Below are 25,319 nucleotides of genomic sequence, written 5' to 3'. Positions count from 1 at the left end.
CCTCCTATCGGTTGCGTTGTGCCCGCCCCAAGGCGCGGCTCATCTGGGTTGCAATCTGACTTTGCGAGCGGCGGAACCCGTCCACATCCGGCGTTGTGATATTCATCACCACCTGCACCGGACGGCTTTCGCCCTGGCTGCGCACGCCCAGCTTGCCGTCCATCCCACGCGACAGTGGCAATATCGCCTCCGGCCCCGCTTCCCCCATCAACCCCTGCCCACCTCGCATCGGAAAGCTCACCGGCCCATTCACCACGCCGCCATTTGCAAACGGCATCACCCGCCCCTGTGTGAACGTAGCTCCGTCGGCAAAAGGCAAAAGACCTTCCACCAGGCCACCAATGCCTGAGGTCACAACCTTGCCAAGCCCATCCGTCACCGGCTTCATCGCCGTGTTAAACGCCGTGTCCATCATCGACATCGCCAGGGTCTTAAGGGCATCCGAGAGTTTCACGCCGTCAAAAGCCAACCCGTTGAACGCCTTACGCAAATCCTTACTCAGGCTCTTTTCCAGAGAGGCCACATCCTGCCCCGCCGCGCCCAAAACCTTGCGCATATTGCTCAGTTCCCCGTCAAAGCCAGCCACCATATCCGTGGCCCGTCCCAGGCTGACCTCCAGCGCATCCAATTGCCCTTCAAAACTGTCAATCTCTTCCATTGCCTGCCGCTCCTTCCGTATCCGGATATGCGTCCATCAACTGTTCCAACCCTGCCCGCGCAAGCGAGGTCTCCTCACCGCCTTGTCCAAGCATCAGCGCCAATTCCGCCGGCGTCAGGTGCCAGAACTCTTGTGGGCGCAACCCAAGCCGCTGAACGCCGGCGGCCAACAAAACCGGCCAATCAAACGCCGTCATCGTCCGCCGTTTTCAAAGGACCAAACGCCCGCACCAACAACTGCGCCGCCACCCGTGCCGCCTCGATCGCGCCCCCTGCGATCTCCGCTTGCAAGAGCTCTCCCGACGCCCCTTGCCAGCCGCCACCGCGCAGCCCGGCCACAATCAGCGCCAGCACATCGCGTGAAGAAAACTGGCCAGCTTCAAACCGACTGATCAGCGCCAACAACGTGTCCTCGCCCAACCCGGCTTCCAGCTCTGCCAAAGCCCCCAGTGTGAGCTTCAGAACATGCCGCTGCCCATCAATTGTCAGCGCAACTTCACCTGCAAACGGATTGGCCATGGTCACACCGCGGTGAAGCTCAGTGCCCCGGCACTGGCCATCGCCATCTCATATGTCGCCTCACCATTGTGACTGCCGGCATACTCAATTGACGTGATTTGAAACGCGCCTTCGACAACACCAAAATCCGGGATAAATACCTGAAAATCCGGCGTTTCCCCATCAAAGAAGATCTGCCGTGCCCGCTCATCTGTGGCGGCATCCTTGAACACACCCGATCCGCTGATCCCAGCCGATTTCATACCCGCGCCAGCCAGCAACTCGCGCCAACCACCCTGGCTTTCCAGCGAGGTCACATCCACACTTTCCGCATTGAAACTGATGCGTGTCGCCCGCAGCCCTGCCACGGTCTCAAACGCCCCTGCACCGGTCAGATCCACCTTGATCAGAAGGTCCTTGCCATTTTGCGCACCCATGATCTCTCTCCAAACTAGCTATGATTGTCTTCCACCCGCGCCACAAAGCGCAGATCCACACGGCGCAAATTTTTGCGCCCGTCCCGCTTGGCCACTGCCCGATCAAACCGCAGATACACCAACCGCCCACGGCTCAGGCCCAACTGTGCATCAACCAAGACGTCACTCACTGCCGCCGCTGCCGCTTTCACTTTGGCAAAGCCGCTGGCATCACCAATCACGGAGACCACAAAGCGATGCTCTGCACCGTCACCGCCTTTGTCGGACCGGTTCAAGACCGTTTCCGGACCAAGAGACACAAACAGATCCGGCACCTTACCAACCGGTAACTGGTCAAAAATATCGTTCCCAACCAAGGTGTTCAGCACGACATCTACCTGTAGCGCGGCATAGACCGCCTCTTGCAGCGCCGCCCCAACTCCATAACTCATGACGCCACCTCTTCTGTGGCGTGACAGACCAGATACCGCCCTTGCTCGTCTTTCTCTGTCACCGCATCGATGGCAAACACCCGTTCCCCTTCGCGGAAACGACACTCCGGCGTTGGCCGCTGCGCCGCGCCAACCGGCGCCCCACGCAGCGTGATCCGGTACTTGGCCGCTGCAAGCGACATGGTCCCGCCATCCGTCTCGCGCCCGCCCCGCACCACCACTTCGGCCCAAACCGCGCCCAGCGTCTCCCAGGTCTGGGCAAATCCACCCGCCCCGTCCGGTGCCGTCAGCGGCCGCTCCAGCAGCAGGCGCCGTGACAATGTCACCGCCCCGCTCATGTCACCGCCCCCGCGCTCAACCGCATCGGACGATACCGCTCCAAAAGGCTCACCACACCAAAAGGCATGCAGCCTTCGCTCAAAGTGGTTTCCTGGCGGAACTCATAATAATGCGCCGCCAACAACAGCACCGCCTGACGCATGTCCGCTGGACTGTCCGACCAACTTGCACCGTACCCAGCAACAAACCGCACCGTCGCACTTCCATCCTTCGGAATGCTTGGCAAAGCTCCGGAAACGCCCTTCAAACGAGGGCGATGCGCATCTCTGACCAACCGGTAAGCGCTCGACGCCACCGACACCACAGCGCCCTGCGCATCCTCCAACGTCACGTCCACAACCTCAAACACCGGCGCAACCGGCAAGCCCTGAACGGCCCCATCGCGCCAACCATACACAGTCCAGCCAAACGTCTGCTGGAACATCACCTTGCCGGTCCGCGCCTCCACCGCGCTGATCGCGGCGCGCAGAAAACTCTCCAAAACGCTGTCCTGCAACGTATCGTCAGAAAACCCGCTTCCAAGCCGCAGGTGATCTCGAAACTCTTGAACCGGCAGCGCCTCCGTCGGCACCGAGGTCTCTTCGACTAACATCATGGAACAACTCCAAAATTCTCGATGGTCTTTGTTGGGCGCGCGTCCTCACGTCGCTTCAACGGAGGGGGTAAGCCAGACAACGTGTGTGGTCCGACGCGCGCCCGGATGACGGCGCTAGTGCGCCCCACCCACCCAGGAAGTCAGCTCACCGCAAAGCGCAGCAGCTTGATCGCAGCAAAGTCACTGACATCACCGCCGATGCGTTTTGTGGCATAGAACAGCACATGCGGCTTGGCGCTGAACGGGTCGCGCAGAACGCGCAGGTCCGGCCGCTCCGCCACCGTGTACCCGGCGGCAAAATCGCCAAAGGCAATCGCATCCGCGCCACTCGCGATGTCCGGCATGTCTTCGGCAATAAGAACCGGGTATCCCAGCAAACGCGCCGGCTCTCCCGCCGCCAATCCATCGGACCACAAGAACCGACCATCCGCGTCTTTCAACTTGCGCACCGCGCCCGCTGTTTTGGAGTTCATCACAAAACTACCGTTGGCGCGGTATAGCGCACCCAAGGCATAGACCAGATCCACAAGCGCATCGCCGCCGTTAAAATCCCCATCCACACCAGTGACCACATAGCCAATGTTGCCCCAGCTCCAGCTGGCGTCATCCACCGCCGTGTGGGTCAGAATGCCGGTTGGCTTATCGACCCCATCGCCAGTGATGAAAGCCGCCGCCTCCGCCCGCGCAAACTTGTCGGCAATGCGCCCCGCCAACCAGGCCTCAATGTCAAACGCACTGTCATCCAACAACCGCTGCGAAGCCTTCGGCAATGCCGACAACTCGTGCAGCGGAATGGCGATGCGCTCTATGGTGGGCGTGCCGGTTTCGGTGGTGGCTGAGGTTTCATCCGCCCAGCCTGCTCCGGTTTCCGAACTGTCGATCAACACATCATAGGACCCAGCTTCCACGGTCACCACATTGGCGATCCCACGAATGCTGGCCGTGCAGTTCAAAACCGATTTGATGGTCTCTGCGGTTTGCGGATCAACAAGGTAACCGCCATCGCTGTTCACCGAGGTGGACATGGCTTTGCCTTCGAGCTCAAGCCCGCGCAGCCCATCATCCTCACCGGTACGCAGATAGGCATCAAAGGCTTTCTGGTGTGGCGCATCAAAGTCCGTTGCCGCCGCCAAATGCGGCCGCGCCGCTTGTGTCGATTTGCGTTCAAGCATAGTCAATCGCTCTTTCTGTTGTTTGATTTCCGCGTGAATTTCACCTCGAAAGGCATTAAAACTGCTGACGAACTCCGCCACAGCAGACTTCATTTCCTGGACCGGAGACACGCCTTCCCCGATCCGAGACTCTGTCTCGGTCTTACTCATCACTGACTTCCCATTTGTTCGTTCTGGCGCTTACTGCGCCGCCATCCCACGACTGATGCTCCGCAAATAAGCCGCCGCTTCCCGCAACGGCAGCAGAGCGTCCTCTTTTGCGGTCAACCGCGCACTGGGCAGCATCGGAAAGGTCACCAGCGACACCTCCCAAAGCTCCAGTTCCATCAAGAGCCGCTGGCCCTGTGTGGTCTTGCTGGCCTTTTTGGTGCGATAACCAATCGACAGCCCGTCGATCGCCCCCGCCGCAATCAGAGCCGCCGCCTCGCGCCCCTTGGCCACATTGTCGAGCAACCGCCCTTTGACCCAAAGTCCCCGGTCATCCTCGCGCACCTCTTCCCAAAGGCCGATGGGTTGCGCCGGATCATGCTGCCAGAGCATCTTCACCTGACGCCCCTCTTTGGACAGCCGCTCCAAAGACGCGCCATAGGCCCCCTTCTGCACGATGTCGCCGCCACGATCCGCCGCGCCAAACAGGCTTGCATAGCCGCTGATCACCTGCCCGTCCTCGACGTTCAATCCATCGCCAAACCGCGCAAACTTCCGCTCCAAACCGCTGTCTTGCATCACACACTCCTCACTCATGGCGTCACGCTCAGAACCGACTGAAACGCCTGCGCCAGGATTACCGCGACCACGCCATAGACCGTCAGCCACAACCGTCGCTCCAACCGCTCAATCAGTTGTTCGATCTTGTCCAAACGCCGGTTCAAACTCTCAAACTGCAACTTCGCCACCCTCTCATGCGCTTCCAGCCGCAGCCCCGGCGCACAATCAAAACTCTCAAACCCGTAACGCGGATCACCCATGAGCACCCTCATCTGACTCCACTGGCAAACCTAACAATCGCCGCTTTTCCGCATCCGAGAGGAACGCCGCTCCTGCCACCCGCGCCCATTGTGCGTCCCGCTCCACGGCTAGGGCTGGCACCTGATCCAAATCCGGTTTCAAGGTGATCTCTTCACCCGTGTATTTCGCCAGCCATGTGCCCACCGCCGCCGTCACCCGCGACGCAAGCGGCAGCACGGTCAGCCGGTAAAACGCCCGATTGGCCTCTTGGTAATTCGCATAAGTCGCGTCCCCCGGAATGCCGAGCAGCATCGGCGGCACCCCAAAGGCCAGCGCAATTTCCCGCGCCGCCGCATCTTTGGTCTTGTGAAATTCCATATCGCTGGGCGAAAACCCCATTGGTTTCCAATCCAACCCGCCTTCCAATAGCATCGGCCGTCCGGCATTGCGCGCGCCTTGATGATGGCTCTCCATCTCACTGACCAATCGGTCATATTGATCCGAAGACAAGCTGCCTTGCCCATCATTTCCTTTATAAACAATCGCACCCGAGGGCCGGGCCGCATTGTCCAGCAAGGCCTTGGACCAACGCGAGGCACTGTTGTGCACATCCATCGCCATCGCTGCCGCCTGCATAGGGGACAGCCCGTAATGATCATCCTGAGGATGAAATGTCTTAATGTGGCAAATCGGAGAGTTTTCCCCCACCGCAAACCGGTGTTTGCGCGCGCCAACCGCATATTCATAGCCCACCGGCCAGCCATCCGCGCCTGGCACAACGCTCATCCGGTCCGAGCGCAGCACATGCAGTTCCACGGGCGCGCCCGTTTCACCGCCAACCGCTTCGATAAATCCATCTCCAGACAGTAGAAGCTGCCCATACAGCGCTTCAAACAATTCCGCCTGGCCCTGCGCCCCGTTGGGTGCGGCCAACAACTTGAGCACCGGGTGGGTCTCAAACCGCTGGCGCTGATCCTGCAACACCAAAGGCAACGCCGCCGCAGCCTCGGCAATCATACGTACCACGCGAAACCCCACCGGATTGGCGGCAAACCCCGTGCGGGTCAGCGACACCGTATCGCGCGGGCTCCAGGCCACCCGACCGGCGCTGTGGTAAGCCACAACCTTACCTGTCGCGCTGGCCTTGGCCTGAGGCGCTGCCTCTGGTGCCTTCTTCTGCAAAAACTTCCCTAGCATGCTCTGCCGCTCCCGGATCTCTGCGCCGCCGCTCAGGCGACCCGCTCAACTTGGTCCGTCCGCTTTGGACACATACAGTTCTGAAGGAATTGTCTTAAATTGAAACTTTCTCACCGTGCGCTGCTGTTGCGTCACAGCTCCCGAAGCCTCGGGCGCCGCCAATGTGCAGATGGTTCCACAATCAGCTCATGCAGCGCCCAAACCAATGCATCCACGCGGTCCGGACTGCCCGAGCCAACAAAACCTTGCGCTGTCATCAGACACATCTGATCTTCCAAATCACCGAGCCCTACGCGATGTGACACCCTTCCCTGCTCATAGAGCGCCGCCACCGGCTCTGCCCGGGCCACTTTGCCACGACTGGCCCGCACAGCTTTGAAAGGCACCAAAGGATCCACTTGATTGATTACCGACTGCACCAGATCGCCGCCCTGATTGACCTCCGCCACCAACCGATCCGCGCCCCAGCTCTCCATCGCTGTCAACGCGACCCGTGCCCAAGCGTCCGGCGTTGCTGCCCGCACAGTGGCATCGTCGAGCACATAAGCCCGCCAGTCCTGCACTGGCCCTTCGGTGACCGCGCCAACCACGACAATTCCGCACGCATCGCTGCCCACATGGCCAGTGACCGGCGGGTCCACCGCAACGACGATCCGGTCCATCTCCGGCAAGTCTTCACACTGCAAGGCATCCAACTGCCCACGGGTCCACAGCGCCCCCTCGGCATCCTCCATCAAGACACCCTCTAACTCCTGCCGCCCCAGTCGCGTGCCCGCGTAGCGCGCTTCCACCTCTGCCAAAAAACTCTCCGCCAGGTTGGCGCGATTGGCCTGCGTTGGCGCACTGCTCTGCACCGTGCTCCCCACTTGCAGAAGCCGTTTCAGCACATCCACATTGCGCGGCGTGGTTGTCACCACCTGCCGAGGGTTCTCCCCAAGCCGCAACGCAAACTGCAACATGTCCCATGTCTCTTGACCATTACGCCATTTCGCCAATTCATCGACCCAAGCCGCATCAAACTGCGGCCCGCGCAGGCTCTCCGGATCATGCGCCGAAAACGCCTGCGCCACAGCCCCGTTGGGCCAAACCAACCGTCGCCGCCCCGCTTCCCACACGGGTCGCCGATCCGGTGGCGCGCAGGCGATCAAGCCACTCTCACCAAAGATCATCACCTCGCGCACCTGATCGATGGTTTCCCCCACTAGCGCCACCCGCCGCGCCTGTCCGCGGTCCCGCGGCTTAGCCCCCTCCACGATAGAGCGCACCCATTCGGCTCCGGCCCGGGTCTTCCCGGCCCCGCGTCCACCAAGGATCACCCAAGTCTTCCAATCTCCTTCGGGCGGCAACTGATGCGGCATGGCCCAAAACTCAAACAAAAAGGGGAGCGCCAAGAGCTCCCCTTCCGTTAGGCTGTCCAAAAACTCACTCTGCACCGCGCGCGGTTCGGAGGCGATCCAAGCGGCGCCCGATCGAAGATCGCGCGGCGTCGAGGTCAAGTTGGGAATGTGCTGCCGGACTGTCCGTTGCTGTGCGTTGCTCAATGTCTTTCTCCACCAAAAGCGCCAATCGCATGCACTGCCGCACTTCTGCCAGAACCCGCCGCCCCGCCGCAGCCCCCTGCGGCCCCTCCTGTTGCAACGCGTGTTTCACCCGCTCCAACTCATCGGTCACCCGCCGCAACAGTAGCTGCAGCGCGTCCAGTTCCTGATCCAGTACGCGTCCACCCGAAGGCGTGAAATGTTGTGTCATTGCTGCTCTTTGCCTCTCATGCGCAGTTGCCCCTCCGCACAAGTTCCACGCGAATTCTCACGCCACTCCTTGGGGCGCTCAGCTTTTCATCCACGTGGTTCCAGCCAAATTAATCTTAACACAAACTCGCACCTAAAATCAATATTACACATGTTTTCAATACATTAACCCACAGTTCGCAGCTGTTGCGCGAAGCCCGAAACGCAGTGTTTCCAAACTGGAACTCTACCGCCGCAATTGCGCCCTTATCAAAAACTAAACTTTTCTGTGGTGGGTTTAAGTTGGACAAATGAAGGGTGACCACGATGCGTATCGCTGCCAATACGACGCCGTCCTGGACTTTAAGACTGTCACTTGCCGCCGCCTGCTTCTTTGGCACAGTGCAAGCAGGCCCCGCCTCCGACAGCGCCAGCTCGACGTTCCAACTGCCTGCCAAAATCCTCGTTGAGGTTTTGCCCAACTAACGGCTTTGGCGCAGACCACTCCAAACAAAAACGCGGCGCCCAAAAGCACCGCGTTTTGTGTTTCAACAGGTGACCACTTTATTGGTTGGCCCGTTCCGCCTCGATCTTACGCCAGGCCGCCACATTCTGGTTGTGCTCGGCCAAGGTTTCCGCAAAAGCGTGACCACCAGTGCCATCTGCCACAAAGAAGATATAAGGCGTGGTATCAGGATTGGCCGCCGCTTCCAGGCTCGCGCGGCCCGGATTGGCAATCGGTGTCGGCGGCAGACCGTCGATCACATAGGTGTTCCACGGGGTTTCCCGACGCAGCTCGCTTTGGCGCAACCCACGCCCCAGCACGCCAACCCCTTCGGTCACGCCATAGATAACGGTCGGGTCAGTTTGCAAACGCATGCCACGGTTCAAACGGTTGGTGAACACACTGGCCACCTGACGCCGTTCTTCCGCCACACCTGTCTCTTTTTCAATGATCGACGCAAGGATCAGCAGCTCATTTGGCGAGAGCAGCGGCACATCCGAGGCCCGGCTTTCCCAAGCCGCCGCCACAAGGAACTCCTGTGCATCTTGCATGCGATCAATCACGCTCTGACGGGTGTCGCCGACACGCACTTCATAACTGTCCGGCGCAAGGCTACCCTCTTCAGGTCGCTCAATCTCACCACTGAGCAACTCAATGCTGTTCAGCGTATCCATCACCTGCCAGCTGGTAACCCCCTCGGCCACGGCGATGCGATAGCGGGTGTCTGCTTCATTGCGCACCCGTGTGTAATCCGCAGGGGCTTCGTCTTCCGCTGGGTTAAACGCCGCCACTTCAACAAAGCTGCCAGTTGCCGGATCAAGTTCCCGCACCTGCACTGTCTTGCGGGTCACCCCAATGCGGTACACCACCTCCGTGCCGCAGGTGCTCGCGCCGCCACGGGTGACGATGTCAACAATCTCTTCCATCGACGCGCCGGCAGGCACAAGGAAAGCACCCGCTTTCAGCTTGTCTGCCTTGTCCGAGTAGTCCGCGCCCAACCGGAACAGAGTCCCACTTGCAATTGCGCCTTTATCTTCAAGGTATTGCGACACACGGCTCATGTTGGAGCCAGGCTGCACCCGCACGCAAACAGGCTCGTTCAACGGCCCTTCTGCACGGTAGGTCGACTGTCCAAAAAGGATGACGCCCCCCAATAGGAAGAGCGCCACAATTAGAAAAGTCAGTGCGTTAGACGCAACAGAGCGCCACATTAATCAACCTTTCCGAAGATCACGGACGCATTGGTGCCACCAAAGCCAAAGCTGTTGGACAGCGCCACATTGATCTCGCGCTCCACCTTCTTGTTGGGAGCCAGATCAATAGCTGTTTCCACCGCCTGATTGTCGAGGTTGATCGTGGGTGGAGCTACTTGATCGCGGATCGCCAGGATCGAGAAGATCGCCTCAATCGCGCCCGCCGCGCCCAACAGGTGCCCGGTCATCGACTTGGTCGAGGACATGGTCACCTTGCTGGCATGCTCGCCCATCATGCGCTCCACAGCGCCCAACTCGATGGTGTCTGCCATCGTGGAGGTGCCGTGTGCGTTGATGTAGTCGATGTCTTTTGGCTCAAGGCCCGCTTTCTTCAGCGCCGCCCGCATAGAGCGCTCACCACCTTCACCGGTCTCAGACGGGGCTGTGATGTGGTATGCATCGCCTGACAGGCCATAGCCCAGCACTTCGGCGTAGATTTTTGCGCCACGCGCTTTGGCGTGCTCATATTCTTCCAACACCACAATACCTGCACCCTCGCCCATGACAAAACCATCACGGTCGGCATCATATGGACGGCTGGCTTTGGTTGGGTCATCTACGCATCCGGTCGACAGCGCCTTACAGGCGTTAAAGCCGGCAATGCCAATCTCACAGATCGCCGCCTCACCGCCACCGGCAACCATCACATCCGCATCATCAGAGGCAATCAAACGGGCCGCATCACCAATCGCATGCGCACCAGTGGAACACGCGGTCACAACCGAGTGGTTTGGACCTTTGAACCCGTATTTGATGCTCACCTGTCCGGAGATCAGGTTGATCAGCGCACCAGGAATAAAGAACGGAGACACACGACGCGGGCCTTTTTCGGCCATCAACAGCGTGGTTTGCTCAATCGACTGAAGGCCGCCAATGCCGGAACCAATCATCACACCGGTGCGTTCCAGCGACTCGGTGTCCTCCGGCATCCAACCACTGTCTTCCACAGCCATCTGAGATGCCGCAGCCCCATACAGAATGAAGTCGTCGACCTTGCGACGCTCTTTTGGCGCCATCCAATCGTCTGGATTGAAGGTACCATCGGTGCCGTCGCCATACGGGACTTCACACGCATATTTGGTGGTGACACGCTCAGGGTTAAATCGGGTGATGGTGCCCGCACCGGACTGACCGTCCAGAATACGAGTCCAGCTTTCTTCCACACCGGAAGCCAATGGAGTGACGAGCCCAAGCCCGGTGACAACAACACGACGCATTTTCTATGCCCTTCCTCAGAAGTCTTTTGCGGGTTCATACCCCGCTTCACCCCCAAGGGGCAAGAGCGGCCAACCCACACTTCGGCCCGTTGCGCATATCTGCGCTCAGTTTTGGGCCCTTTCTCAGCGGCAGCCTCCCGCCCCGCCAAAGCAAAACGCCCGCCTCACCAAAGAGACGGACGCTTGATATTCTCACTCACCTGCAAATTGCAGGATCTCCAGCTTAGGAAGCTTCGGAGATGAACTTAACGGCGTCGCCGAAGGTCTGGATGGTTTCGGCTGCATCGTCCGGGATCTCGATGCCGAACTCTTCTTCAAAAGCCATAACCAGTTCCACGGTGTCGAGGCTGTCTGCGCCCAGATCGTCAATGAAGGAAGCTGCTTCAACAACTTTGTCTTCTTCCACACCCAGGTGCTCTACAACGATCTTTTTTACGCGGTCTGCGACGTCGCTCATGTCAATTCCTCATTCGTATTGGGCGAATTGGCCCGTTTGAATTCCCGCCCGCGCGGGCAGGTTCGATTTGTGCCCCACAATGGGACGGTTTTGCTCCGGCTGAACCGGAAGGTCTCCGTCCACCCCTCAAGGCACCCGGAAAATACTCGCCGCCTATAACACATCCGCTTCACAACGCAAACGCTTTCCCCGACGACAATTGCGGCGCCCTATTGGACGCCGCGAAGGCTTACAACATGGCCATGCCACCGTTCACATGCAAGGTCGAACCGGTCACATAACCTGCTTCAGGACTGGCGAGGTACAGAACAGCCGCCGCAATCTCTTCAGAAGAGCCCATACGCGCCGCTGGAATCTGCTTGTTGATGGTCTCTTTCTGATCATCGTTCAGCTTGTCAGTCATCGCTGTGGCAATGAAACCCGGCGCAACCGCGTTGGCGGTGATGCCACGGCTCGCCACTTCATAGGCAATGGATTTGGTCATCCCAACCAGACCGGCCTTAGAGGCGGCATAGTTCACCTGACCCGGGTTGCCGGTTGCACCAACAATCGAGCTCACGTTGATGATCCGGCCCCAACGCGCCTTCATCATCGGACGCATCACACCCCGGCACAGGCGCATCGCGCTGGTCAGGTTCACGTCGATCACGCTCTGCCACTCATCGTCGCTCATGCGCATGAAAATCTGGTCCCGCGTGATACCGGCGTTGTTCACCAAGATATCGACGCTGCCCATAGCCGCAATGGCTTGCTTTGGTAGCGCATCCACCGCTTCACCGTCGCTCAGGTTACACGGCAAAACATGCGCGCGCTCGCCCAGCTCAGCCGCCAGCGCCTCAAGTGGCTCAACACGTGTGCCAGACAGGCCAACAGTTGCGCCCGCAGCATGCAGCGCTTTTGCAATTGCGCCACCAATGCCACCCGATGCACCGGTGACCAGTGCGGTTTTTCCAGTCAGATCAAACATGTTTGTCTCTCTCAGTTTTTCACAACAGGCTTAGTCAAAAGCCTATATTTTGCAATCTCTGCGGCACTCATCACGTGGGAGTCCTCCACCGGCGCCGCCTCCAGGGTGAACCAATAAAACGCATCACTGCCCAGCATCCGCTTGGTGTAAATGACATAAGACGCATGATCCGGGTCAGATTTAGGTAAGTCCCGGCCCTGCAAGTTGCCTGCCCCCCAGCTATGCACTCCCAAGACAGCGCCCTCTTCCATGCTGCGCTCGACACCCGCCAGGAACAGGTCCGTGCCGCCAGAGTGAATGTCACTCTCCGCCGTCACATGGGTATCAAGCCCCAAGTCCCGAACACGATGGCCAAGTTGCAGGTTGATCTCATCATCCACCGAGCCCGGAACGTCCATCAAAACCAACCGCGTCACATTTGGATTTTCGATCATAGCTTGCTCAAACGCCACCAAACTGCGGCTGTTCAGCGTGCCATTCACCAACAGATCGCCACCATCCGCTTCGAACTCAATGGTGTCGGTGGCATTAAGATACGCCACCTCCAATTGCACACAGCCCGCCAGAACCGCCAGCCCAAAGACTGCAGCACCGCAAACGGCAACAAAGCGTCGGTTCAAGACAGGCTCTCCGCCGCCGCTTTCACATCTTCTGGGGTGCCCACGGCCCGCACAGCGTTGCTGCGATCGATTTTTCGGATCATGCCGGACAGGGCTTTGCCCGCGCCAATTTCCCAGAATTCCGCCACGCCATCAGCCGCAATGGTCTGAACCGATTCGCGCCAGCGCACAGATCCTGTCACCTGCTCCACCAACAACTTGCGGATTTCATCCGGATCAGAGACCGCCGCCGCACGTACGTTGGCAATCACCGGCACTGCAGGTGCCTTGATTTCTACTTGCGCCAGCGCTTCAGCCATCACATCTGCCGCAGGCTGCATCAAAGCACAGTGGAATGGTGCACTCACTGGCAACATCACCGCACGACGCGCGCCTTTCTCCTTGGCGATCTCAGCGGCGCGCTCTACAGCCGCCTTGGCACCAGACACCACAACCTGTGTTGGGTCATTGTCGTTCGCCGCCTGACAGACTTCACCCTGCGCCGCTGCTTCCGCAACTTCCTGCACCGCTGCAAAATCCAAGCCCAAAATCGCCGCCATCGCGCCTTCGCCCACAGGCACCGCCGCCTGCATCGCTTCGCCACGTGTGCGCAACAGGCGCGCTGTGTCACCGATGCTCAACGCGCCAGCCGCTGCCAAAGCGGAGTATTCGCCCAGCGAGTGGCCCGCCACGCACGAAGCCGCAGCAATCGTCACACCTTCCGCCTCAAGCGCCTTCATCGCTGCAAGCGAGGTCGCCATCAGCGCAGGTTGCGCATTCTGCGTTAGGGTCAACGTTTCTTGCTCTCCTTCCCAGATCAGCGAACTCAGACTTTCGCCCAAGGCTGCGTCTACTTCGTCAAACACCGCTTTGGCCTCTGGATAGGCCTCCGCCAATGCTTTTCCCATTCCAATGGTCTGGGCACCCTGTCCCGGAAACACAAATGCACGGCTCATTCTTGGCTCTCCTTGCAAATCTTTGGATTGGCATAGCGCGCACCGCCCGCGCACGCAACGTCAATAGCGGGGGAAAACCGTCGCCAACACACCACATCAACGCGCAAAAAACTGCCCACCACCAGCACTACTGCGCGTCTTTGCACAGCTCAGGTGCACCGCTGCCAGTTGCCTTGGGGCGTTACAAACCCCAAAGTCTGACCAACACTTTCAAGAGGTTTCCCATGCCCCGCAGCAACACAGCCACCCGATACGGCTCCGTCGCCAAGACCTTCCACTGGCTCACCGCCCTGCTGATCCTCTCGGCATTGATCTTGGGGTTCGTGGCCTATCGTGCTCCCTATGAAGACAGCGCGCAGCTCGCCTTCAAAGCCACGCTATTCTCTGTGCACAAAACCGTTGGCCTCACCGCCTTCTTCACCGCACTTCTGCGTATCCTCTGGGCCTTCACCCAGCCGCGTCCCAAATTGCTCAACGGCGATCACGGCCTGGAGGCCTGGGCCGCCGAAACCGCCCATTGGGTGCTCTACGGCTCCATGCTGCTTGTGCCTCTCACCGGCTGGATGCACCACGCCGCGACGACCGGCTTTGCCCCCATCTGGTGGCCCTTTGGTCAATCCCTGTTCTTTGTCCCCAAAGACCCAGCCGTCGCCGTGATCCTTGGTGGCGCACATTTCCTCTTTATGATCGTATTGGTTCTGACTCTGCTGGCCCACATCGGCGGCGCGCTGAAACACTTCGTCATTGACCGCGACAAAACCCTGCAACGCATGTTGCCCGTCCACACCGATCTGCCGGAGCCGCCCGCCAAGCAACCCGGCCACCTGCGCCCGGCCCTCACCGCAATGGCCGTCTGGGCTGTCGCCCTCGTGATCGGCGCAAACGCTGGCCTTTTTGCCACTGAAGAGCGCTCTGAAACCGCCGCCCTCGCAGCGGTGTCCTCTGAATGGCAGGTCCAATCCGGCACTCTGGACATCGCCGTGCAGCAGTTTGGAGCGGAGGTCACAGGCACCTTCGCTGACTGGACCGCAGAAATCGCCTTCAACGAAGAGCCAACCGACGGCAAACACGGAACCGTCACCGTGACTGTCGCCATAGGGTCTCTGACCTTGGGGTCTGTGACCGACCAAGCCTTGGGCGCGGATTACCTTAACGCCACAGCCTTCCCCACCGCCACTTTTGTGGCAGACCTTCTACCAGCCGAAACCGGCTACATCGCCAAAGGCGAGTTGACCATCAACGGCCACGCCGTTCCGATCGACCTGCCCTTCGCGCTCAAACTAGACGCCAACACCGCCGACATGACCGGCACTGTGTCCTTGGACCGCCGCGCCTTCCACGTCGGTGATGACATGACAGACGAAAGCTCACTCGGCTTTGGCGTAGACGTGAACGTCACTTTGACGGCGACACGCGGGGAATAACCCGCCCGCCAACAACCAAGTTACCAACTCAAAAGCCGCACCATTTGGTGCGGCTTTTGTGCTCTTGCCAATTCCCCCCAACAACTTAAACTTCACCGCAGCCAAGCCAAATCCGCCAGCTAACCCCTTCACATTTATTGAGGTTTCTTCAAATGCAGAAAACGCTCCTCCTCACCGGCGCCAGCCGGGGTATCGGCCACGCCACCGTGAAGCGTTTCTCTCAGGAAGGCTGGCGTGTGCTCACCTGCTCCCGCCAACCGTTTGACCCCCGCTGTCCTTGGCCGGACGGCGAAGAAAACCACATTCAGCTTGACCTCGGAGACCCCGCCGACGCCATCAACGCCGTGGAGGTAATCCGCGAGCGGCTCAATGGCCCGCTGCACGGCCTCGCCAACAACGCTGGCATTTCCCCCAAAGGCCCCAACGGCGAGCGCCTCAACACTTTCACCACCGACCTGATGGACTGGGGCAAAGTCTTTCACGTAAACTTCTTTGCTTCGGTTGTTTTGGCCCGCGGCCTGCGCGAGGAACTGGCCGCCGCAAAAGGGTCCATCGTGAACGTCACCTCCATCGCCGGCTCCCGCGTGCACCCCTTTGCCGGTGCGGCCTATGCAACTTCCAAGGCAGCCCTCGCTGCCCTCACCCGCGAAATGGCGCATGATTTTGGTCCACTGGGCGTACGGGTAAACGCCATTGCCCCAGGTGAGGTGGAAACAGCGATCCTGTCACCAGGCACTGACAAGATCGTCGATGGGCTGCCAATGAAGCGTCTTGGCCAACCGTCAGAGGTGGCAGATGTGATCTACTACCTCTGTTCCGATCAATCTTCCTACGTCACCGGCACGGAAATCGAAATCAACGGCGGCCAACACGTCTGATCCCCAAACAAAAAAGGGCCGCCCAACCGGGCGACCCTCTCCGTGAGTGATGGGCAATCAGGCTTAGTCTGCCTTCATCGCCTCAACAGAAATCTGCACAGTCACGTCGTCACCAACAAACGGCGCAAAATTGCCCACATCAAAGTCGGTGCGCTTCAGCGTGGTGGTTGCGTTGAAACCCGCCCAAGGCTTTTTCGCCATCGGGTGCTCACCTGATGTGTTCAGCTGCGCATCCAGCACAACTGATTTGGTCACACCGTTGATGGTCAAATCGCCAGTGATGTTGGCGGTGGTGTCGCCAGTCACTTCAATGCCTGTGGAGGTAAAGCTTACCATCTCGTCGTCTGTAGCATCAAAGAAATCTGGGCTCATGATGTGTGCATCGCGCTTTTCCCAACCTGTCCACATGGATTTCACAGGCATGGACACAGCCACAGAGCTGTTGGCCGGGTCTTCCTGGTCAAACATGATCTCGCCTTCAAAACCGGAGAACAGACCCCAAGTCGTGGAATAGCCCAGATGGTTATACGAAAACAGGATCTGGCTGTGGCTGGAGTCCAGCATGTATTTCTCCGGCGCGGCAACAGCGGTGGTGGCGGAAGCAGCAGCAAAGGCAAAGCCAGCGGCAAGAAGGGTGCGTTTCATTGGGTGTCTCCTGAGGACAAGATTAATTTCTGATGGAACCAATGTGGCCATTCAACGCTGTGCGGCAATTCGCAGTAAACCCACATATTCTGTGCATGGGTGAACAATTGCGTGATCTCACACAAAAAAGGCCGCCCATCGGCGGCCTTCCGTACAGCATTGGCAAGCTTTTGCTTAGCTTGGCAAAATCGATTGGCTGCGCAGTTGCGCAATGGCATCAAGCCGCGCGTGATTGCCATCAATTGGCAGTGTCACCATAGGCTCTCCGGCCTCGTCCATCACCATGAGAGACGAGTCACTGACATCCACACGCCCAATGTCTTCATAGTTGATGGCCTGCAGCACATGCTTGCGTCCGCGAGGCAGACCTTCATACACCAACAGCTGCTCATTGCGCTCGTCAAAATGCAGCTCTTTACGCGGCTTATCAGTGGCAATCTGGGTCATGCCCACACCACCTGTCACCAACAGGATCGACACGCCCATTTTGGCCAAAAGGACTGTGGGTGTCAGATCCATGCCCGGCATCAACCAAAGCCCGACGCCGGCCATGATAAACGCACAGCCAAACAGCATCGAGGACGCTCGCACCGACAGCGAGGGGCGTTTGCCCTCCACCCGCGTCACACATGACCGTGTTTCACCCGCAAAATTGGTCAGCGCCACCATAATCCCACTCTCCCATTTGGCCTTTCAAAGGCCTTAAGTCCAACGGCTTCTCCACCGGTTGCTCAGACCATCGGTTTGAAATCGGGCAGGAATGCGGCGGATTAACGAAAACCTCGTGCCCTTTACACCGGGACTGTGCCAAGTTTTGCGCCGCAGGGGGCGACAGGTGGAAACCCACGCCCCCATCCACACAAGGCTTGCGCTCCCCCCAAATTCGGCTATACAGCGCCATCCTTTTGCAAAAGCTTGAACCGCGCAGTCTCTCGTGGGTGGGGGCAGAAGGACTGAGAAACCCCGCTCTTTGAAATGCGCCTATAATTGAATGGAGAGCACATGCCACTGTATGAGCATGTTTTCATCTCGCGCCAGGACCTGTCCAACGCGCAAGCCGAAAGCCTCGTTGAGCACTTCAGCACCGTTCTTTCTGACAACGGCGGGTCCGTTGTTGAGAGCGAGTACTGGGGCGTGAAGACCATGGCCTACAAAATCAACAAGAACCGCAAAGGCCACTACGCCTTCCTGAAGACCGATGCTCCTTCCAGCGCGGTTCAGGAAATGGAACGCCTGATGCGCTTGCATGATGACGTTATGCGCGTTCTGACCATCAAGGTTGACGATCACGCTGAAGGTCCGTCGATCCAGATGCAGAAACGTGACGAGCGTGACAACCGTCGCGAACGCCGCAACTAATCACCTTAAGAGAGGACATTAAGTTATGGCTGCAAAACCATTTTTCCGCCGTCGCAAAGTCTGCCCTTTCTCGGGTGAGAACGCGCCGAAGATCGACTATAAAGACACCAAGCTGCTGCAACGCTACATCTCTGAGCGTGGCAAGATTGTGCCTTCGCGCATCACAGCCGTGTCCGCAAAGAAACAGCGTGAGCTGAGCCGTGCCATCAAACGCGCGCGCTTCCTCGCTCTGCTTCCATACGCCGTGAAGTAAGGAGAGACTGACATGCAAGTTATCCTTCTGGAACGTGTGGCCAAGCTCGGCCAAATGGGTGAAGTTGTTGACGTGAAGCCTGGCTTCGCGCGTAACTTCCTTCTGCCCCAAGGCAAAGCGCTGACCGCCTCCAAAGCGAACATCGCCTCCTTCGAAGCGCAAAAAGCGCAACTCGAAGCACGCAACCTGGAAACCAAAAAAGAAGCCGAAGCGCTGGCAGAGAAACTCGACGGACAGCAGTTCATCGTGATTCGCTCCGCGTCCGACGCTGGTGCTCTGTACGGCTCCGTCACCCCGCGTGACGCCGCTGAAGCAGCCACCGAAGCTGGTTTCACTGTTGACAAAAAACAGGTTGTTCTGGCCAAGCCGATCAAAGACCTGGGCCTGCACGCCGTACACGTACTGCTGCACCCAGAAGTCGACGTGACCATCGACCTGAACGTGGCGCGCTCCGAGGAAGAAGCTGAGCTTCAGGCCTCCGGCAAATCCATCCAGGAACTGGCCGCGGAAGCAGAAGCTGAAGCTGAATTCGAAATCGCCGAACTGTTCGACGATATCGGTGCAGCCGCCTCTGACGACGACGACGATTTGGCTCCGGCAGCTGCCGACGCCGAAGAAGCGCCTGCCGAAGAGCAGTAAGCGTTTCATCGCGAAGAATTCGCAGAGCCGCGCCCGGGTGCACCTGGGCGCGGCTTTTTCTTTGCAGTCGCAAGATACCGCGCACAACCCCATGCCCCCCCTTTCTTTCCGGACAATAAAAGCCATACTGACGCCGACTATTGATCAGGAGGCCGCATGTCCCGTCTGTTTTCCCGTCGCACCGCTTGTCTGATGCTCGCCAGCCTCCCACTCGCCGCTTGCGGCCGATCTGAACCAGAGGCCAAGCCTTTTGATCCCCCGCTTTACCCAAATGAAACGCCAGAACTGCGTGCGCTCATCAACAAATGGGCGGATCACTACGAGGTGCCGCGCGATCTGGTGCACCGCGTGATTATCCGCGAAAGCACGCACCGTCCCTTAGCTGTGAACGGCCCCAACATCGGCCTCATGCAGATCCAGCTGCCCACCGCGCGAGGCATGGGCTACACCGGAGGCCGCCAAGGTCTTTTGGATGCGGAAACCAACCTCACCTACGCGGTGAAATACCTGCGCGGCGCGTATATGGTGGCCAAAGGCAACTACGACCGCTCCGTGTTCCTCTACGCCAAAGGCTACTACCCCGAAGCCAAGGCCGCAGGATTGTTGAAAGAAACCGGCCTCGCCCCATGAGCCACCTTGGCATGTAGTGCTGTCACCGGTAATCTGCCCTTAATTGTACCCCATCATTTAAGGACCATCCGTGTCGACAGATTCCGCCGCCGGCTTCCATCCTCTGGCCCCGTCTCACCTCCCCAGTTTCATTTCCGACGCCGCCGGGGCCGATCCGATGATGACCAACGTCGGCATCTTTGTCGTTGTGGTGGTGTTCCTCGCAGTTACGTTCTTCCTGCATCTGCACTCTCTGCCTGAGAAGCTTGCCCATCAGGTGGGCGCAAACCAGTTGCAAATCGTGGGTGTGCTTGCCCTGATCGCCCTCTTCACCCACAACAACCTCTATTGGGTGGCGGCGCTGATGATCGCGCTTATTCAAATCCCGGATTACGAAACCCCCTTGGGGCGCATCGCCGCCGCGCTGGAGGCGCTCAAACAACCGTCCCCGGACCGTGCCAGCCCCACGTCAACTAAAGAAAGTGCCTTGCTGACCACCGAAACAAGTGAGCAAGAGGCGCCCGCCCCCACCAAAGAAGCGGAGGCGTGATCCATGCTTGAATTCATTGCCTGCTCCATGCTGACCATCCTGCCTGACTACCTGTTCCGCCGCTTCTGGCAGGGCAAACGCATCGGCAAAGACATCACATTGTTTTCCATGTGGTACGAGCTGCGCTACGGGCTCAGCGCCTGTTTCATCCTCACCGTCAGCCTGATCACACTGATTTTCTATTTCCACCCGTCCACCACCAGCGTGTCTTCCTATTTCCGCACTGTCACCCTGCTGTCTGAAACCCCAGGCCGCGTGGTTCAAGTCATGGTCAAAAACAACCAAGCCGTCAAAGCTGGTGATCCAATTTTCAAGTTGGATGACAGCAGCCAGCGCGCCGCAGTCGCCACCGCTCAGGCGGCGATCTACGAAGTGGACGCCACAGAACTCCTGGCCACCGACGACCTGCGTGTCGCGCAAGCCAATCTCGACGCAGCCGAGGCAGCCTTTGAACAAACCAAAGACGAGTTTGAACGCAAAAACACCCTGTATCAGGAAAACTCCCCTGCCGTGACCGTGCGCGAAGTCGAGCGCCTGGAAAATCTGATCCAAGAACGTCTGGCCGCAGTAGATTCCGCCCACTCCGCTGTGGAATCCGTGAAACACCGACTGGAAACCCAGATCCCTGCGCAACGAGACAGCGCCGAAGCTGCTTTGCATCAGGCAGAAGTGGAACAAGCCAAAACAATTGTCTACGCCGGAGAAGACGGCCGGATCGAGCAATTTGGTCTACAGGTTGGCGACTATATCAACCCCATCCTACGACCAGCAGGTATTCTGGTGCCATCTCACAGCGGCCGCGGCCGCTTTCAGGCAGGTTTTGGTCAGCTGACAGCGCAAATCCTGCACCCCGGTATGTTGGCGGAAATGTCCTGCCTCTCCAGCCCGATGCACGTCACCCCGATGGTCATCGTCTCTGTGCAGGACGTGATCCCGGCCGGTCAAATCCGCCCAAGTGACAGCCTGCGCGACCCACAGGACAACAAACGCCCCGGCACCGTCATCGCGTTCCTGGAACCGCTCTATGAAGGCGGCACCGACCACCTACCACCCGGCAGTCAATGTGAGGTCAACGCCTACACAAACAATCACGAACGCCTGCAAGATCCTGACATCGGCACCGCAGAGTTTGTCGCTCTGCATGTGATCGACACGGTTGGCTACGCCCACGCGCTGATCCTGCGCTTCCGCGCCATTCTGATGCCGTTCCGGGTCCTGGTGTTCTCCGGCGGTCATTAAACGCACCATCAAAGTAAAAGCCCCGACCTATGGTCGGGGCTTTTTTATGCGCCAAAATTCCCACCCAACTCCTTAGGCGCCATCCGGATCAACCGGCTGTCCTCCACCGCTGCCTGTCGATGCTCCACCGCCGCCCGGTATTCCGGATACTTATGCATGGAGGCAAACGCCTCCACGCTTGGATACTCGGCAATAAAACACAGATCCCACTGTTTTTCGGGCCCAATCAGCATCTGCTCCATGTCGCCGCGCCAAATGATCTTGCCGCCAAGTTTGGCAAGGGTCGGGGCACTTTCACGCCCATAGGCCGCATAAGCCTCCGCCCCGGTTGCCACGCGCCCATCCGCGTACTCCGCCTGCGCGCGCAGCTTGACCAAGTTCAGCATATGCACCACCCCGTCGCGATCATTGGCCTTAAACGCCTCATAACCAGCCTTATCAAATGTTGTGTATTTCATAGAAGCTCCTCCTTGGCACAACCCCATCACCCTGCCACAGCGCGGTCAAACAAAACGCCGGGTCACAGCGCGCTTCATTTGACCAGAAATATCCCGAGGGCTTGGGGGCTGGCCCCCAATTCTGCTCGGCATCAGGACACTCCCCCCAACTCCAGAAAACCAAAAAAGGCCGCCCCAAATTGGAGCGGCCTCTCACTGTCCCGTTAACGGGTGTTGGACTTATTCGTCGTCCAGTGCCTCTACGGCTTTTTGCAGGTCGTCTTTGGAGACCTCTTTTTCGGTCAGCTCAGCCAGTTCAAAGACATAGTCGACAACTTTGTCTTCAAAGATTGGCGCGCGCATCTGCTGCTGCATCTGCTGGTTTTGCTGAACAAACTCAAAGAACTGACGCTCTTGACCCGGGTACTGACGTGCCTGGTTCATGATCGCCTGAGTCATCTCTGCGTCGGTCACTTCAACCTCGGCTTTCTGACCCAGCTCTGCCAGCAACAGGCCCAAACGCACGCGGCGCTCCGCCAATGCATTGTGCTCATCGGTTGGTTCGATTTCTGGGTGGTCGTGGCCTTCCACCTCAGGGTTTTCTTCGTGCCACAGCTGATGTGCAATCTGGCCTGCTTCCGCTTCTACCAGAGATGGTGGCAGATCGAAGGATACCAGCTTGTCCAGCGCGTCCAGCAGGCCACGCTTGGTTACGGCACGTGCGGCACCGGCGTATTCCGCCTCCAGACGCTCAGACACCTGAGTTTTCAGGCCTGCGAGATCTTCCGCACCAAATTTGGTTGCCAGCTCGTCGTTGATTTCCGCAGCAACCGGCTCTTTAACTTCCTTGATGACGCAAGAGAACACAGCCTCTTTGCCAGCCAGGTTTTCGGCGCCGTACTCTTCTGGGAAGGAGACGGTCACGTCTTTTTCTTCCTCGGCTTTCACGCCAACCAGCTGCTCTTCAAAGCCAGGGATGAACTGACCGGAGCCCAGCACCAATGGGAACTCTTCACCGGCACCGCCGTCAAAGGCTTCGCCGTCGATGCGGCCTACGAAGTCCATGACAACCTGGTCGCCGTCTTTGGCTTTGGAACCTTTTTTGCGGGCTTTGAAATCCTGCGCGGTTTCGGCCAAGTTGTCCAGCGCTTCGTCCACATCCGCTTCGGCTGCTTTCACAACCATTTTTTCCAGCTTGATGCCTTTCAGGTCTACTTCTGGAATTTCTGGCAGCGCCTCATAGGACATCTCGACTTCTACGTCGTCGCCTTCTTTCCAGTTTTCGCCGTCTTTCATCTCGACTTTTGGCTGCATCGCAGGGCGGTCACCGGACTCTTCAAAGTGCTTGTTCATTGCACCGTCGATGGTTTCCTGCATCGCTTCGCCCAGCAGACGCTCGCCAAACTGCTTTTTCAGAAGCGGCATCGGCACTTTGCCTTTGCGGAAACCTTTCATTTCGATTTCCGGCTGCGCTTCTTTCAGCTTGTCGTTCACAGTTGCGGCCAGCTCAGCTGCTTCCACCTTGATGGTGTAGCCGCGTTTCAGACCTTCGTTCAGCGTTTCAGTAACCTGCATCGGGAATCCCCATAAGTAGCGGCGCACGGCACAATGAGTCCGCGCGCAGTCGAGAAAAATTTGTGCTCTTCTAGTGGTCCCAGAGGAGCGGCGCAAGGGTCATTTGCCCTCAAAACCCACGATCTGAAACCTCGTTCAGGCAATCCCACGACCCCACCCGCAAGATTACCCGCCAGATCACATCCTTACCGGCCTCGACCGGTTGAGAGAGAACACACGCAAAGCCAAGAAAAAAGGCGACTCAAAAGCCGCCTTTCCCCATCAATACTCATACCAGCCGGATCAGAAGCTCCAGCGCGCACCCAGCATATACGCATCCACATCATTGTATGTGGTGCCGGTTGTCACGTCGTAACCGTGTTGGTGGTAGCTGAAGAACAGGTCCACATTGGCGTTGTCGATCTTCTGCACCGCCTCAAAACCATAGCTGACCGATTTGTCACCAACGGACGCCATGTCGTTGCCACGATAAGCGTCGACCGACAAATGCGTGCGACCAAAACTGAACCAATCTCGCTGATAGCCAAGCTTGGCGTAGACATAATCACTCTTCAGCCCGCTATCACGATCGTTTTGACCAAGAGTGACCGTTCCGCTGATGCCGGTTGGATTGTGCAACGCACCCACCGAACCCAAGATGGATTTCGCGTCGTCCGCTGCACCTTCGGTCTGCGCATAAGACAATGTCGCCCGGAAAGTTGTATCCCCCAGATCCGCACCGTAGCGCAGCGCCACGTCGTAGAAATTGGTGTCATCATTGTCCTTCAGGATCTCTGTACCCGCCGAAGCAGACACCACAAATCCGCCGAAACTTGGCGTGTCATAGCGCACGCGGCCCTTGCGGCTGCCATCAAAATCCTTGAACACGTCACCGATTGTTGGACCGGCTGTACCACCGCCAACTGGCTGGAAGGCAAACCCACCCGCGGTATCAGCCACGGCGACCGTGCCGGACAAATCGGTTCCCGACAGGTCGGTACCACCAGCGATGCCATCTGCCGCCATAGACCCCTGACCAACATAAAACGTGCCAAAGCGATCGGTCTCATAGATCGCCTCAAACTTACGCAGATCGGTCTTGTCCCAATCAAAGAAATCATCGTTGGAAGTCGCACTCAGGCTAGACGTGCCCCGCAGACCCAAAGCGGTCTCAAAGTTGAACTTCAGAGTACCTGCGCCGGTGCCCATCTCATACCAGGCCCCAATCCGGCTTGGCGCGTTGCTGTTGTCACTGAACTCATTGCGCGTTTGCACACCATCGTCCACGCTCGTAACGGCGCCGTTCAGAAACCCATAAAACCGAAAGCCCTCTTGCGCCGACGCCGCAGACGTCATCGCAACACTTCCCACAACCAAGGCCGCTGGGGCGACCCATACAGAGTGTTTTTTTCCAACCATCATCTGTCTCCATGTGCCCCGCTTGCTCGTTCAGGGGCTTGCAATTCACCTGACAACAGCCGCACGACCAGCCCCCATCAGGTATCCACTCATTTGCCTTTTGCCGACGTTTATCCTTCGACCACTCCTGCACTTGGCATTCGCGGCAGTGACCGACAAAAGACCACTTGGCGTCTAGGCCGCTCAAACCCAAATGACAAACCCGTCAACCGGCTGTTATTGGCCGAGAATAAGCGCCTTTTTGCGTGTTGGCACATTTACCCATCAATCTGACCGCTTTCCTCAGACCACCAGCGTTACCAGAAGGGGGGAAAACATCCTCCACCTTCCCGTTTCATGTGGAATTTCAACACGCTAA

General features: G+C 58.4%; 33 protein-coding genes. 9 read left to right on the top strand and 24 right to left on the bottom strand.

The genetic code is table 11. The annotated features are described in order from the left end of the window. Positions 1–4: 4 nt before the first annotated feature. The 13 genes from Q0955_RS03735 to Q0955_RS03675 form a co-directional block, all read right to left on the bottom strand. Positions 5–658: a phage tail tape measure protein gene (locus Q0955_RS03735; RefSeq protein ID WP_299420043.1), complete on the bottom strand. Its 654-nt coding sequence runs from the start codon at positions 656–658 to the stop codon at positions 5–7. After that, entirely contained in the window at positions 645–854 is a 210-nt protein-coding gene (locus Q0955_RS03730; protein ID WP_299420041.1) for a rcc01693 family protein, read from the bottom strand. Before Q0955_RS03730 ends, Q0955_RS03735 begins: the two co-directional genes overlap by 14 nt. After that, positions 841–1,176 carry a gene transfer agent family protein gene (locus Q0955_RS03725; protein ID WP_299420038.1) on the bottom strand — a complete coding sequence of 112 codons (336 nt, stop codon included), beginning with the start codon at positions 1,174–1,176 and terminating at the stop codon, positions 841–843. The genes Q0955_RS03730 and Q0955_RS03725 overlap by 14 nt, the downstream gene beginning before the upstream one ends. Before the next feature lie 2 nt (positions 1,177–1,178). Continuing rightward, entirely contained in the window at positions 1,179–1,592 is a 414-nt protein-coding gene (locus tag Q0955_RS03720; RefSeq protein WP_299420035.1) for a phage major tail protein, TP901-1 family, read from the bottom strand. Between the two features lie 14 nt (positions 1,593–1,606). Then, the gene (locus Q0955_RS03715; protein WP_299420034.1) at positions 1,607–2,023 is read right to left on the bottom strand and encodes a DUF3168 domain-containing protein; all 417 of its coding nucleotides are present in this window, start codon (positions 2,021–2,023) and stop codon (positions 1,607–1,609) included. Then, complete coding sequence (locus Q0955_RS03710) at positions 2,020–2,361, bottom strand: head-tail adaptor protein (protein ID WP_299420031.1); 342 nt, start codon at positions 2,359–2,361, stop codon at positions 2,020–2,022. Before Q0955_RS03710 ends, Q0955_RS03715 begins: the two co-directional genes overlap by 4 nt. After that, entirely contained in the window at positions 2,358–2,957 is a 600-nt protein-coding gene (locus Q0955_RS03705; RefSeq protein ID WP_299420028.1) for a head-tail connector protein, read from the bottom strand. Before Q0955_RS03705 ends, Q0955_RS03710 begins: the two co-directional genes overlap by 4 nt. A 140-nt stretch (positions 2,958–3,097) precedes the next feature. Further along, on the bottom strand, positions 3,098–4,279 hold the full coding sequence (locus tag Q0955_RS03700; protein ID WP_299420025.1) for a phage major capsid protein: 1,182 nt from the start codon (positions 4,277–4,279) through the stop codon (positions 3,098–3,100). Positions 4,280–4,309: 30 nt separating this feature from the next. Next, a complete protein-coding gene (locus tag Q0955_RS03695) occupies positions 4,310–4,873 on the bottom strand; it encodes an HK97 family phage prohead protease (RefSeq protein WP_299420022.1) in 564 nt (187 codons plus the stop codon). Continuing rightward, positions 4,870–5,097, bottom strand: a complete 228-nt coding sequence (locus Q0955_RS03690) for a hypothetical protein (RefSeq protein WP_299420019.1) — start codon at positions 5,095–5,097, stop codon at positions 4,870–4,872. The genes Q0955_RS03695 and Q0955_RS03690 overlap by 4 nt, the downstream gene beginning before the upstream one ends. Then, complete coding sequence (locus tag Q0955_RS03685; RefSeq protein WP_299420016.1) at positions 5,090–6,274, bottom strand: phage portal protein; 1,185 nt, start codon at positions 6,272–6,274, stop codon at positions 5,090–5,092. Before Q0955_RS03685 ends, Q0955_RS03690 begins: the two co-directional genes overlap by 8 nt. 131 nt (positions 6,275–6,405) lie before the next feature. After that, on the bottom strand, positions 6,406–7,632 hold the full coding sequence (locus tag Q0955_RS03680) for a terminase family protein (RefSeq protein WP_299420014.1): 1,227 nt from the start codon (positions 7,630–7,632) through the stop codon (positions 6,406–6,408). Positions 7,633–7,696: 64 nt separating this feature from the next. Beyond that, positions 7,697–8,023 carry a hypothetical protein gene (locus Q0955_RS03675; RefSeq protein WP_299420011.1) on the bottom strand — a complete coding sequence of 109 codons (327 nt, stop codon included), beginning with the start codon at positions 8,021–8,023 and terminating at the stop codon, positions 7,697–7,699. 296 nt (positions 8,024–8,319) lie between these two features. Here Q0955_RS03675 and Q0955_RS03670 point away from each other — a divergent pair, with 296 nt between their 5' ends. Then, positions 8,320–8,487: a hypothetical protein gene (locus Q0955_RS03670; RefSeq protein WP_299420008.1), complete on the top strand. Its 168-nt coding sequence runs from the start codon at positions 8,320–8,322 to the stop codon at positions 8,485–8,487. 78 nt (positions 8,488–8,565) lie between these two features. On the opposite strand, the gene mltG is transcribed toward Q0955_RS03670, so the two are convergent. The 6 genes from mltG to fabD all read right to left on the bottom strand — a co-directional run bounded on the left by mltG (position 8,566) and on the right by fabD (position 13,955). Beyond that, positions 8,566–9,717, bottom strand: coding sequence for an endolytic transglycosylase MltG (mltG, locus tag Q0955_RS03665; RefSeq protein ID WP_299420005.1), 1,152 nt, complete (start codon positions 9,715–9,717; stop codon positions 8,566–8,568). After that, positions 9,717–10,976: a beta-ketoacyl-ACP synthase II gene (gene fabF / locus Q0955_RS03660; protein ID WP_299420002.1), complete on the bottom strand. Its 1,260-nt coding sequence runs from the start codon at positions 10,974–10,976 to the stop codon at positions 9,717–9,719. Before fabF ends, mltG begins: the two co-directional genes overlap by 1 nt. 223 nt (positions 10,977–11,199) lie before the next feature. Beyond that, positions 11,200–11,433: an acyl carrier protein gene (locus Q0955_RS03655; protein WP_058240599.1), complete on the bottom strand. Its 234-nt coding sequence runs from the start codon at positions 11,431–11,433 to the stop codon at positions 11,200–11,202. Positions 11,434–11,662: 229 nt separating this feature from the next. Then, positions 11,663–12,400 carry a 3-oxoacyl-[acyl-carrier-protein] reductase gene (gene fabG / locus Q0955_RS03650; RefSeq protein ID WP_299419996.1) on the bottom strand — a complete coding sequence of 246 codons (738 nt, stop codon included), beginning with the start codon at positions 12,398–12,400 and terminating at the stop codon, positions 11,663–11,665. Positions 12,401–12,411: 11 nt separating this feature from the next. Continuing rightward, on the bottom strand, positions 12,412–13,020 hold the full coding sequence (locus Q0955_RS03645) for an alpha/beta hydrolase (RefSeq protein ID WP_299419995.1): 609 nt from the start codon (positions 13,018–13,020) through the stop codon (positions 12,412–12,414). Next, positions 13,017–13,955: an ACP S-malonyltransferase gene (gene fabD, locus Q0955_RS03640; RefSeq protein ID WP_299419992.1), complete on the bottom strand. Its 939-nt coding sequence runs from the start codon at positions 13,953–13,955 to the stop codon at positions 13,017–13,019. Before fabD ends, Q0955_RS03645 begins: the two co-directional genes overlap by 4 nt. A gap of 224 nt (positions 13,956–14,179) precedes the next feature. Between fabD and Q0955_RS03635 the strand changes: the two genes are divergently transcribed. Then, positions 14,180–15,379 (top strand): cytochrome b/b6 domain-containing protein, encoded by a 1,200-nt coding sequence (locus tag Q0955_RS03635; RefSeq protein WP_299419989.1) that lies wholly within the window; start codon positions 14,180–14,182, stop codon positions 15,377–15,379. Between the two features lie 152 nt (positions 15,380–15,531). Beyond that, a complete protein-coding gene (locus tag Q0955_RS03630; protein WP_299419987.1) occupies positions 15,532–16,257 on the top strand; it encodes an SDR family oxidoreductase in 726 nt (241 codons plus the stop codon). Between the two features lie 63 nt (positions 16,258–16,320). Here Q0955_RS03630 and Q0955_RS03625 read toward each other — a convergent pair whose 3' ends face one another. Then, positions 16,321–16,902: a YceI family protein gene (locus tag Q0955_RS03625; protein WP_299419985.1), complete on the bottom strand. Its 582-nt coding sequence runs from the start codon at positions 16,900–16,902 to the stop codon at positions 16,321–16,323. A gap of 174 nt (positions 16,903–17,076) precedes the next feature. After that, on the bottom strand, positions 17,077–17,571 hold the full coding sequence (locus Q0955_RS03620) for a hypothetical protein (protein ID WP_299419982.1): 495 nt from the start codon (positions 17,569–17,571) through the stop codon (positions 17,077–17,079). A 333-nt stretch (positions 17,572–17,904) separates the two neighbouring features. On the opposite strand from Q0955_RS03620, the gene rpsF reads away from it, so the two are divergent. The 6 genes from rpsF (at position 17,905) to Q0955_RS03590 (ending at position 21,551) form a co-directional block, all read left to right on the top strand. Continuing rightward, a complete protein-coding gene (rpsF, locus tag Q0955_RS03615; protein WP_299419979.1) occupies positions 17,905–18,261 on the top strand; it encodes a 30S ribosomal protein S6 in 357 nt (118 codons plus the stop codon). Between the two features lie 25 nt (positions 18,262–18,286). Further along, complete coding sequence (gene rpsR, locus Q0955_RS03610) at positions 18,287–18,514, top strand: 30S ribosomal protein S18 (protein WP_081531369.1); 228 nt, start codon at positions 18,287–18,289, stop codon at positions 18,512–18,514. Between the two features lie 12 nt (positions 18,515–18,526). After that, positions 18,527–19,153 carry a 50S ribosomal protein L9 gene (gene rplI / locus Q0955_RS03605; RefSeq protein ID WP_299419975.1) on the top strand — a complete coding sequence of 209 codons (627 nt, stop codon included), beginning with the start codon at positions 18,527–18,529 and terminating at the stop codon, positions 19,151–19,153. A gap of 156 nt (positions 19,154–19,309) precedes the next feature. After that, on the top strand, positions 19,310–19,783 hold the full coding sequence (locus Q0955_RS03600) for a lytic transglycosylase domain-containing protein (RefSeq protein WP_299419972.1): 474 nt from the start codon (positions 19,310–19,312) through the stop codon (positions 19,781–19,783). Positions 19,784–19,853: 70 nt separating this feature from the next. Further along, entirely contained in the window at positions 19,854–20,312 is a 459-nt protein-coding gene (locus Q0955_RS03595) for a hypothetical protein (RefSeq protein WP_299419970.1), read from the top strand. A 3-nt stretch (positions 20,313–20,315) separates the two neighbouring features. After that, positions 20,316–21,551 (top strand): biotin/lipoyl-binding protein, encoded by a 1,236-nt coding sequence (locus Q0955_RS03590; RefSeq protein WP_299419967.1) that lies wholly within the window; start codon positions 20,316–20,318, stop codon positions 21,549–21,551. A 44-nt stretch (positions 21,552–21,595) separates the two neighbouring features. Here Q0955_RS03590 and Q0955_RS03585 read toward each other — a convergent pair whose 3' ends face one another. The 3 genes from Q0955_RS03585 to Q0955_RS03575 all read right to left on the bottom strand — a co-directional run bounded on the left by Q0955_RS03585 (position 21,596) and on the right by Q0955_RS03575 (position 24,961). Then, positions 21,596–22,009, bottom strand: coding sequence for a DUF1330 domain-containing protein (locus tag Q0955_RS03585; RefSeq protein ID WP_299419964.1), 414 nt, complete (start codon positions 22,007–22,009; stop codon positions 21,596–21,598). Positions 22,010–22,228: 219 nt separating this feature from the next. Continuing rightward, the gene (tig, locus tag Q0955_RS03580) at positions 22,229–23,563 is read right to left on the bottom strand and encodes a trigger factor (protein WP_299419962.1); all 1,335 of its coding nucleotides are present in this window, start codon (positions 23,561–23,563) and stop codon (positions 22,229–22,231) included. Positions 23,564–23,845: 282 nt separating this feature from the next. After that, a complete protein-coding gene (locus tag Q0955_RS03575) occupies positions 23,846–24,961 on the bottom strand; it encodes a porin (RefSeq protein ID WP_299419959.1) in 1,116 nt (371 codons plus the stop codon). Between the last annotated feature and the right edge of the window lie 358 nt (positions 24,962–25,319).

Source organism: uncultured Shimia sp. (assembly GCF_947493595.1).
Lineage (GTDB): Bacteria > Pseudomonadota > Alphaproteobacteria > Rhodobacterales > Rhodobacteraceae > Shimia.
This window is presented reverse-complemented; position numbering and strand designations above follow the sequence as displayed.